The following is a 1,880-nucleotide window of genomic DNA, read 5'->3' as shown; positions in this document are numbered from 1 at the left end:
CAACCAGCATATCTACCTGGTGGAGGCCGTGTACGGGTTCTTCGCCAACGGCGGGGCCCAGTGCTACATCGTCAGCCTCGGCACTACCGCGAATTATGCGGACACCATGCTGAACGAGCCGCTGACCGCGCTGGAGAAGGCGAGCGATGTGTCCATGGTGGCCTTCCCCAGCCTGTGGGCCATCACCAGCGACCAAGCCAACGGCTCAGCGCTGCAGCAGAAGCTGATCACGCACTGTAAGAGCATGGGGGACCGACTGGCAATCCTCGACCCTCCCCCCTCCCAGAAGGATGGGGACGTCAAGACCTACCGCGGCAGGCTGGCGAAGGAGGAGTTCGGCGCGCTCTACTACCCCTGGATCACCGTACCCGGGCTCTACAAGAAGCACCTGTCCCCCACGGTTCCTCCGTCGGGGCATGTGGCGGGGGTGTGGGCCCGCACCGACACCACGCGCGGGGTGTTCAAGGCACCCGCCAACGAGGCACTGAACGGGGTGACCTCCCTGGCCGAAACCCTCACCGACAAAACGCAGGGCCCGCTCAACGCGGTCGGCATCAACTGTCTGCGGGCCTTCCCCGGACAGGGGCTGCGGGTATGGGGAGCACGCACCCTGGCGGCAGCGACAGATGATGACTGGCGCTATCTGAACGTACGCCGGTACGTAAGTTTCCTGCGACGGTCGATCCTGGACGGCACACGGTGGGCCATCTTCGAGCCCAACGACGAGCGCCTGTGGGCCGCCCTGCGCCGCACCATCACCACCTTCCTCAACGACCAGTGGCGCATCGGGGCCCTACAGGGCACAGACCCCACCGAGGCGTTCTACGTGACCTGCGACGCCACCAACAACCCCGACAACAGCCGCAAGAAAGGGGAGGTGCACTGCGACATCGGCGTCGCCATCGTCCGACCCGCCGAATTCATCGAGTTCACCCTCACCCAGATACTCGAGTCCAGCTGACCCCGCGCGCCCGTTGAGTAGGAGACACGTCCATGAACACCGGAGAAACCCTCGTCACCCATTCCTTCACCGTCGAACTAGGCAAGTTCCAGGTCGAGACCGTCCAGGACGTCTCCGGACTATCCCTGGGCGAGGACGTAGTCGAAGTCAAGCAAATCAGCGCCGCCACCGGCGCACTGGTCATCCGCAAGCAACCAGGCGCCCGCCACTCGGGCGAGATCACCATCACCCGAGGCATGGACAAGAGCCCCGTATTCACCGACTGGATCAACACCACGCTCGTCAAGGCAGACGTCACGGCCGCCCGACAGAACATCGCAGTGGTGATGAGAGACTCCGCCAAGAACACCGTCCGGCGCTTCACCATGACCAACGCCTGGGCCTCGCAATGGGAAGGCCCCTCCCTAGCCGCCGGAGACAACAGCCCCGCCACGGAAAAGGTCACCATCACCTACGAGGACATCAGTGTCGAGTGAACCCACCCCCTCCCCCACCAACAACCCCGGGCAACTAGCCACCAACTTCGACTTCGAGCTACCCCACGGCTACCTCGACGCAGAGGGAACCGTCCACAAACACGGCACCATGCGCCTGGCCACCGCCCGCGACGAACTCTCACCACTGGCCGACCAACGAGTCAAGAACAACCCCGCCTACCTGGGAGTCGTCCTCCTCAGCCTCGTCGTCACCCGCCTAGGCACCCTCACAGACATCCACGCAGGCACCATCGAAAACCTATTCGCCGCCGACCTCGCCTACCTCCAAGACCTCTACCGCACTGTGAACGACACCGGCACCGCCCAAGTCTCCTGCCCCAACTGCAACACCCACTTCACCGCCCCCGGAGGACGCCCGGGGGAAGCATGACGCACCCAGCCAACCAGCTCTACGACGAAATCACCTACATCGCCTACCACTT

Annotated in this window: 3 protein-coding genes; all 3 read left to right on the top strand. The window is 64.0% G+C overall.

Annotated features, from left to right (window positions below):
• The coding region (locus ACFVFQ_RS38670; protein WP_383425403.1) for a phage tail sheath family protein at positions 1–961 on the top strand (961 nt) is incomplete at its 5' end.
• A 32-nt stretch (positions 962–993) separates the two neighbouring features.
• Positions 994–1,437 carry a phage tail protein gene (locus ACFVFQ_RS38665; protein WP_383425401.1) on the top strand — a complete coding sequence of 148 codons (444 nt, stop codon included), beginning with the start codon at positions 994–996 and terminating at the stop codon, positions 1,435–1,437.
• The gene (locus ACFVFQ_RS38660) at positions 1,427–1,828 is read left to right on the top strand and encodes a hypothetical protein (RefSeq protein ID WP_383425399.1); all 402 of its coding nucleotides are present in this window, start codon (positions 1,427–1,429) and stop codon (positions 1,826–1,828) included. The genes ACFVFQ_RS38665 and ACFVFQ_RS38660 overlap by 11 nt, the downstream gene beginning before the upstream one ends.
• Positions 1,829–1,880: the final 52 nt, after the last annotated feature.

Source organism: Streptomyces sp. NPDC057743 (genome assembly GCF_042798755.1).
GTDB lineage: Bacteria > Actinomycetota > Actinomycetes > Streptomycetales > Streptomycetaceae > Streptomyces.
Note: the sequence above shows the minus strand (reverse complement) of the source record. Positions and strands in the feature narration are given on the sequence as shown.